9 protein-coding genes are annotated in these 7,042 nt (G+C 67.3%); 3 read left to right on the top strand and 6 right to left on the bottom strand.

Going from position 1 to position 7,042, the window contains the following annotated elements; genetic code table 11:
* Window position 1 precedes the first annotated feature (1 nt).
* The 3 genes from K2Y03_RS05045 to K2Y03_RS05055 are packed head-to-tail and all read right to left on the bottom strand — an operon-like array spanning window position 2 to window position 2,653.
* Entirely contained in the window at window positions 2-1,411 is a 1,410-nt protein-coding gene (locus K2Y03_RS05045; protein WP_294088783.1) for a coniferyl aldehyde dehydrogenase, read from the bottom strand.
* A gap of 28 nt (window positions 1,412-1,439) precedes the next feature.
* Window positions 1,440-1,904 (bottom strand): hypothetical protein, encoded by a 465-nt coding sequence (locus K2Y03_RS05050; RefSeq protein ID WP_294088762.1) that lies wholly within the window; start codon window positions 1,902-1,904, stop codon window positions 1,440-1,442.
* Complete coding sequence (locus K2Y03_RS05055) at window positions 1,901-2,653, bottom strand: A24 family peptidase (RefSeq protein ID WP_294088785.1); 753 nt, start codon at window positions 2,651-2,653, stop codon at window positions 1,901-1,903. The genes K2Y03_RS05050 and K2Y03_RS05055 overlap by 4 nt, the downstream gene beginning before the upstream one ends.
* Window positions 2,654-2,820: 167 nt before the next feature.
* Here K2Y03_RS05055 and K2Y03_RS05060 point away from each other — a divergent pair, with 167 nt between their 5' ends.
* Together K2Y03_RS05060 and K2Y03_RS05065 are read left to right on the top strand one after the other, a co-directional pair.
* Window positions 2,821-4,008, top strand: a complete 1,188-nt coding sequence (locus tag K2Y03_RS05060) for an acetyl-CoA C-acyltransferase (protein WP_294088764.1) — start codon at window positions 2,821-2,823, stop codon at window positions 4,006-4,008.
* Window positions 4,009-4,059: 51 nt separating this feature from the next.
* Window positions 4,060-4,533 (top strand): YbjN domain-containing protein, encoded by a 474-nt coding sequence (locus K2Y03_RS05065; protein WP_294088766.1) that lies wholly within the window; start codon window positions 4,060-4,062, stop codon window positions 4,531-4,533.
* 4 nt (window positions 4,534-4,537) lie between these two features.
* Here the strand turns inward: K2Y03_RS05065 and K2Y03_RS05070 are convergent, their stop codons facing one another.
* The gene (locus tag K2Y03_RS05070) at window positions 4,538-5,350 is read right to left on the bottom strand and encodes an inositol monophosphatase family protein (protein WP_294088768.1); all 813 of its coding nucleotides are present in this window, start codon (window positions 5,348-5,350) and stop codon (window positions 4,538-4,540) included.
* Between the two features lie 83 nt (window positions 5,351-5,433).
* Between K2Y03_RS05070 and K2Y03_RS05075 the strand changes: the two genes are divergently transcribed.
* Entirely contained in the window at window positions 5,434-5,736 is a 303-nt protein-coding gene (locus K2Y03_RS05075) for a hypothetical protein (protein WP_294088770.1), read from the top strand.
* Window position 5,737: 1 nt separating this feature from the next.
* Here K2Y03_RS05075 and efp read toward each other — a convergent pair whose 3' ends face one another.
* Both efp and thiE read right to left on the bottom strand, forming a co-directional pair.
* Entirely contained in the window at window positions 5,738-6,301 is a 564-nt protein-coding gene (gene efp / locus K2Y03_RS05080; protein WP_294088772.1) for an elongation factor P, read from the bottom strand.
* A gap of 42 nt (window positions 6,302-6,343) precedes the next feature.
* Window positions 6,344-7,042 (bottom strand): thiamine phosphate synthase (gene thiE, locus K2Y03_RS05085; protein ID WP_294088773.1); only part of this gene is annotated, 699 nt, incomplete at its 5' end.

The following is a 7,042-nucleotide window of genomic DNA, read 5'->3' on the forward strand; positions in this document are numbered from 1 at the left end:
GCTATTTCATCTGCCGCTTGACGCTCGCCATCGTTGCCTTGCCATAGGGCGGCTTCAGCCCGGCGAGCTTGGCCACGTCGAGCTTGGGCTGGCGATAGATTGCCTTGGCATGGCTGAACGTCTTGAACCCGTCATGCCCGTGATAGGCGCCCATGCCCGACGGGCCGATGCCGCCAAAGGGCAGGTTTTCCATCGAGACGTGGAAGATCACGTCGTTGACCGTGACACCGCCCGAAATGGTGCGGTCGAGCACGCGGCGCTGCTCGGCGGCGTCTTGCCCGAAATAATACAGACCCAGCGGCCGGTCGCGCCGGTTCACCTCGGCAATCGCCGAGTCGATGTCGCCCGAATAGCGGCGGATGGGCAGGATGGGGCCGAAAATCTCCTCCTGCATGATCGTCATGTCATCGGTCACGTCGGTGACGATGTGGAGCGGCATCTTGCGCGAATTGGCGGCGGCGAAATCCTCGTTCGCCGGGTTCACCGTTTCCACCGTCGCCCCCTTGGCGCGGGCATCCTCCAGCCAGCCGGACAGCCGCTCGAAATGGCGGTCGTTGACGATGGCGGTGTAATCGGGGTTGGCGAGCAGGCTGGGATACATGGCGCTGGTCGCGGACTTCAGCCCCGCCACCACCTGCGCCTCGGCCGCTTCGGGCACAATCATGTAATCGGGCGCAAGGCAGATCTGCCCCGCGTTCAGCATCTTGCCGGTCGCCACCCGCGCCGTGGCCTGGGCAATGTCGGCCGACTTGCCGAGGATGACGGGCGACTTGCCGCCCAGTTCGAGCGTGACGGGGGTAAGATTGTCGGCCGCGGCGTGGAGGATGTGCTTGCCCACCCCGGTCGCGCCGGTGAAGATCAGATGGTCAAAGGCAAGCCCGGCAAACGCCTTGCCCACTTCCGGCCCGCCGGAAAAGAACGCCAGCTCCTCGACCGCGAAATAGCGCGGGCAGACCTCCTCGAACAGCGCGGCGGTCAGCGGGGTGAACTCGCTCGTCTTCACCATCGCGCGGTTGCCGGCGGCGAAGATGCCGGCGAGCGGCGCCATCACCAGCTGCACCGGGAAATTCCACGGCGCGATCACGCCGACCACGCCCTTGGGCTGATATTCGACACCCGCCCGTGCGCCGAGCAGGCCGAGCGGAAACTGGACGGCGCGCTTTTCCGGCCGCGCCCAGCGATCGAGCGATTTCAGCGCATGGCTGATCGGCGCGATCGATGCGGCAATGTCGGTCAGCATTGATTGCTCGCGGCTGCGATGGCCGAAATCCTCGCTCAGCGCGTCGCAGAAGCGGTCGGCATGGTCGCGGATCATCGCGGCGGCACGCTTCAGCCGGTCGCGGCGAACGTCCATGCCCACCGGCAGCTCGGCCATGAAGGCGGCGCGCTGCGCGGCCAGAACTTCGTGCATCGTCGGCATGGTGCTTCCCCTTTTTTGCCTATTGCGCGCAGCCGATGATGCCGACCACGGGCACCACCACGCCATCGCTGCCTTCCTTTTCGAACCGCATCGTGCCGGCGGGAATGATCGCGCCCTGGGTCAGGTCGCCGCGCTCGACAATTTCGATGTCCACCGCCACGCGGTAATCGCCGGCGGCATAGTCGCCATGCGTCGTGAAGCCGTAATTGCCGCCGCCCGATTGCTCGGTGCGCACCAGATCGACGATCATGCCCCCCGGCGCCAGGCGCGCGCGCGGCGGCTCGGTCGTCAGCATCGCCGCCAGGCTGCGCGTGGTGGTGTTGGTCCACAGGAAGGCCGCGCAGCCGGTGGCGGGCATTTCCTGGGGCGGGATGGCGCCGATCGGCAGGCCGTCGATCGAGCGCGGCAGCGGCCGGGGTGCGGCCTGTGGCGGCTTTTCCGCCGCCGTCAGCACCAGCGTCAACAGAGCCAGAACGCGCCTCATGCCGCGCTGCTTAGCATGATGATTTCGGCCGGGTAAGCCGCGATTGCGAGCAATGCGCCCAGCGGCAGCGCGTCACCCCGGTCCACCGCCCGCCCGCCCGCCCAGCGCAGCAGCACCACGCCCAGCCCGACTAGCGCGGCGACCAGCACCACCGCCGGCAACAGCCGCCAGCCCAGCCACAGGCCAATCGCGCCCAGCAGCTTGGGGTCGCCGCCGCCCAGCCCCTCACGCCCCCGCAGCATCCGGTAACCGGCACCGATCGCCCAGAGCGCGCCAAAGCCCGCCGCGCCGCCGATCAGCCGGTCCGCCAGTGCCGGGCCGATGCCCAGCGCCCAGCTCGCCACGCCGGCCAGCGCAAGCGTCGCCGTCAGCACGTCGGGCAGCCAGAATTCGGTGATGTCGAGCGCCGCCAGCGCCAGCAGCAGCCAGCCGAACAGCGCGGCCACCGGCGCCGCCATGCCGGGCAGCGTCGCCCCGGCCAGCGCGCCGATCAGCCCGGCCGCCAGCTCGATGCGCCCGTGCAGCGGGTTGATCGCCCCGCCGCACGCCCGGCAGCGCCCGCGCTGCACCAGCGCGGAGAGCAGCGGCACCAGCTCCCCCACCCCCAGCGCTCTCCCGCAGCCGTCACAAACCGAGCGCCCCGCCATCACCGAGCGCCCGTGCGGCCAGCGGATCACCAAAGTGGCAATGAAGCTGCCCAGAATCAGCCCCAGCAGCGCGAGCAGCGCCGCCGATTGCGGCCCCGCCACCGGCAGTGCGCCATCAATCGCCGTGGCCAGGGGAAGCGCGGAAAATGCCATAGCGCCCAGCGGTGGCGCGCGTATCGGCTGCCGTCAACTGGCGCCGCCGGGGCTTTGCTTCGCCGGACGGGCCGCGTAGAGACGGCGCATCACCCCATTCATCCGGAGCCAGTTCCATGACCGCCGACCCGATTGTGATCGTCAGCTATGCCCGCACGCCGATGGGCAGCTTTCAGGGCGCGCTGAGCGGCGCCGCCGCGACCGAGCTGGGCGCCGCTGCCGTCGGCGCCGCGGTCGAGCGCGCCGGGCTGTCGGGCAAGGCGGTGGAGCGCATCTATATGGGCTGCGTGCTGCCGGCCGGGCTCGGCCAGGCGCCGGCGCGCCAGGCCGCGCTCAAGGCCGGCCTGCCGCAGCATGTCGAGGCGACGACCGTCAACAAGATGTGCGGCTCCGGCATGCAGGCCGCGATCATGGCGCATGATGCGCTGGTCGCGGGCTCGGCCGACATCGTGGTGGCGGGCGGCATGGAGAGCATGACCGGCGCCCCCTATCTTTCCACCCGCCACCGTGGCGGCGCGCGCATCGGGCATGACCGGCTGATCGACCATATGTATCTGGACGGGCTGGAAGATGCCTATGAACCCGGCAAGCTGATGGGCAGCTTTGCCGAGGAAACGGCGGCCGATTACCAGTTCACCCGCGCCGAGCAGGACGATTTCGCCATCGCCTCGCTCACCCGCGCGCAGGCGGCACAGGCGGCCGGCAAGTTCGTGCGCGAAATCGTGCCGGTCGAAGTTGCCGGGCGCAAGGGATCGGTCACCGTCGATCAGGACGAGCAGCCGCAAAAGGGCGACGCCGCCAAAATCCCGACGCTCAAGCCCGCCTTTGCCAAGGATGGCACCATCACCGCCGCCAATGCCTCCTCGATTTCGGACGGCGCCGCCGCGCTGGTGATGATGCGCGCGTCGACAGCGGCGGAACTGGGGCTGACGCCCGTTGCGCGGATCGTGGCGCACGCCGCCCATGCGCATGCCCCCGCACAGTTCACCACCGCGCCCGTGCCGGCGATGAAGAAGGCGCTGGCCAAGGCCGGGTGGGACATCGCCGATGTCGACCTGTTCGAAGTGAATGAGGCGTTCGCGGTGGTGCCGATGGTGGCGATGCGCGAGCTGGGCATCCCGCACGACCGGCTCAACATCCACGGCGGCGCCTGCGCGCTCGGCCACCCGATCGGTGCGTCGGGCGCGCGGATCATGGCGACGCTCATCTCGGCGCTGCAGACCACGGGCGGCCGGCGCGGCCTTGCCAGCCTGTGCATCGGCGGCGGCGAGGCAACGGCGGTGGCGCTGGAACTTGTGGACTAGGCGCCGGCCGCTGCGTTCGATAGGCTGGGTGCTCCATCACGGGGGCAGTCTATGCGCGCAACATGGAGCAAGGCATTTCTGGCGATCCCGCTGATGCTGGCGGCGGTGCCGGCGCAGGCGCAGATGGTGACGTCCGCCAATCCTGAATCGATCGCGGCGGCGCTGCGCGACCGGGGATTCAAGGCCAAGCTGACCACCGATAAAGAGGGCGATCCGCTGATCGAAAGCGCGGCGAGCGGCTACAGCTTTGCCGTGCTGTTCTTGGGCTGCGAGAACCACAAAGCGTGCAGCAGCGTGCAATTCTATGCCGGCTTCACCCGCAAGGGGCTGCCGCAGGAAAAGATCAACGAGTGGAACCGCACCAAGCGCTTCGGCCGCGCCTATATCGACCGCGCTGGCGATCCGGTGGTAGAGATGGACATCAATCTGGAACCCGGCGGCATGCCGGCATCGCTGTTCGCCGACACTATCGACATCTGGGAAGCGCTGATCGACGCCTTTGCCAAGGTCGCCTTCGCCAAATAGGCGATCAGCGCAGCGCGCCGGCGACCAGCTTGTGCAGCTTGGTGTGCAGGCCGTCATTGGCGGCCAGATATTCGCCGCGTTCGATCATCCGGTCGCCGCCGCGATAATCAGTCACATAACCGCCGGCTTCCTTCACCAGCAACAGGCCGGCGGCGACATCCCAGCGGGCCAGGCCCGATTCCCAGAACCCATCATACCGGCCCGCCGCCACCCAGGCGAGATCGAGCGCGGCCGAGCCGAAGCGGCGGATGCCCGCGACCGAGGGCGCCACCGCGCCGAAAATCCGGCTCCACTGCGCGAAATCGCCATGCCCCAGAAACGGAATGCCGGTGGCGATCAGCGCTTCCGACAGCTCGCCCCGCGCCGACACGCGCAGCCGCTGGTCGGTGAGCCACGCCCCCCGGCCCTTTTCCGCCCAGAAGCTTTCATCGGTCAGCGGTTGATAGACCAGCGCGGCAATGGTTTCCCACTTGCCGCCGGGCTTGGGCTCCTCCGCCGCGATCGAGATGGCGAAGTGCGGAATGCCGTGCAGGAAATTGCTGGTGCCGTCGAGCGGATCGACCACGAAGCGCGGCTTGTCGGGGTTTCCCTCCACCTCGCCGCGTTCCTCCATCACGAACGCCCAGTCGGGCCGCGCGGCGCTCAGTTCCTCGAACAGCGTCTGCTCGGCGCGCTTGTCGGCCATGCTCACGAAATCGGCCGGCCCCTTGCGGCTCACCTGCAGGTGCTGCACCTCGTTGAAGTCGCGGCGCAGGCGCGGCGCCGCCTTGCGCGCAGCGCGTTCCATGACGGTGATCAGGCCGGAATGCGAAACCATAGTTCAATTCCTGTATAAATTATGTTTCACATTGACAGATCGCACGTGGCGATACAGCCTGCCGAAGCTTGGAGTAGCCGATCATGTCGAAATGGACTCTACCCATTATCGCTGTTGCCGCGGCCATCGCTTTCGTCACAAAGCCATCAATTGAAAAACATAAAGCGGTGGTCGACGCCAGTTTTTCGCAAGCACGCCAGAACAGTTGGTCTTCAGGAAACCTTGGCCAGTGGATGGGCATTGCCGCGATCGACAATCTCCGATCCGCCGATTACGAAGACTATATTCTTGCCTCTCGATACAAAGTCAAACTACAAGAAAAAACTGTAATTGACTGTTTCGGAGTGCTCGGCAACGTGATGTGCTCTCGTCCGTCCGAAAACTAAATCAATCCGCGCGCCGGACGTAGGTCTGCTCGTACACGTCAACCACAATCCGCGTGCCCGCGCCGATATGCGGCGGCACCATCACGCGCACGCCATTGTCGAGCACCGCCGGCTTGTAGCTGGACGAGGCGGTCTGCCCCTTCACCACCGCATCGGCTTCCACGATGGTCGCCTCGATGGTGTCGGGCAGCTGCACGCTGATCGCTTCCTCGTCGTAAAGCTCCATCACCACGTCCATCCCGTCCTGCAGGAAGGCAGCGGCGTCACCCAGCAGGTCGCGCGGCAGCGTGGTCTGCTCGTAATTCTCCTTGTCCATGAAGACGAGCATGTCGCCCTCGGGATAGAGGAACTGGAAGTCCTTGGTGTCCAGCCGCACGCGCTCCACCGTTTCGGCCGAGCGGAAGCGGACATTGTTCTTGCGGCCATCGCGCAGGTTCTTCATTTCAACCTGCATATAGGCGCCGCCCTTGCCGGGCTGGGTGTGCTGGATCTTCACCGCACGCCAGATGCCGCCTTCATATTCGATGATGTTGCCGGGGCGAATGTCAACGCCGCTGATCTTCATGCAAGCCGCCTGTGATACTGGAATGAGAAAGAAAGCGGCGCTTTAGCCATCCGCGCCCGATCCGGCAAGCACCCTGGCAAAGGCGCGCACGGCCGCGTCTTCGTCACCCGCCCAGACCGCGCCCGACACTGCTAGAAAATCGGCGCCGGCCGCCACCAGCGGCGCGGCATTGGCGGGCGTGATGCCGCCGATCGCGACGCAGGGCAGCTCGAACAGCGTGGTCCACCAGCTGAGGATGACAGGCTCGGCATGATGCTCCACCTGCTTGGTGGTGGTGGGGTAGAAGGCGCCGAACGCGACATAGTCCGCCCCCGCCTCCCCCGCTTCCATCGCCAGATGGCGGCTGGCGTGGCAGGTGACGCCGATCTGCGCCGCCGGCCCCAGCGCGGCGCGCGCCTCCCGCGGGTCGCCATCGCTCTGGCCCAGATGGACGCCGTCGGCGCCCAGCCGTTTGGCAAGCGCAATGCTGTCATTGACGATGAAGGCAACGTCGGCATCGGCGCAGATGCGCTGCAGCGGCTCGGCCAGCCGCGCAGCGCTGTGCTGGTCCACGCCCTTCACCCGGAACTGGAAGGCGGCGACGCCCCCCGCGCCCAGCGCCCGCCGCAGCCGCTCGGCAAAGCCGGTGTCGATCTCCGGCGGCGAGATGAGATAGAGCTGGCACGGCGGCCGCCGCTCATCGCGCACGAAGCGCGCGGCAAAATCGGGGTCGAGGGGGCCAAGCGGATCGTCTTCGGTCAT

This window comes from Sphingomonas sp., assembly GCF_019746015.1.
In the GTDB taxonomy this organism is placed as follows: domain Bacteria; phylum Pseudomonadota; class Alphaproteobacteria; order Sphingomonadales; family Sphingomonadaceae; genus Sphingomonas.

Coding starts and splice junctions, on each gene's coding strand:
- K2Y03_RS05070 (WP_294088768.1), bottom strand. CDS start 5,350: ATGGTTTCGCATTCCGGCCTGATCACCGTCATGGAACGCGCTGCGCGC.
- K2Y03_RS05060 (WP_294088764.1), top strand. CDS start 2,821: ATGACCGCCGACCCGATTGTGATCGTCAGCTATGCCCGCACGCCGATG.
- efp (WP_294088772.1), bottom strand. CDS start 6,301: ATGAAGATCAGCGGCGTTGACATTCGCCCCGGCAACATCATCGAATAT.
- K2Y03_RS05075 (WP_294088770.1), top strand. CDS start 5,434: ATGTCGAAATGGACTCTACCCATTATCGCTGTTGCCGCGGCCATCGCT.
- K2Y03_RS05050 (WP_294088762.1), bottom strand. CDS start 1,904: ATGAGGCGCGTTCTGGCTCTGTTGACGCTGGTGCTGACGGCGGCGGAA.
- K2Y03_RS05065 (WP_294088766.1), top strand. CDS start 4,060: ATGCGCGCAACATGGAGCAAGGCATTTCTGGCGATCCCGCTGATGCTG.
- K2Y03_RS05045 (WP_294088783.1), bottom strand. CDS start 1,411: ATGCACGAAGTTCTGGCCGCGCAGCGCGCCGCCTTCATGGCCGAGCTG.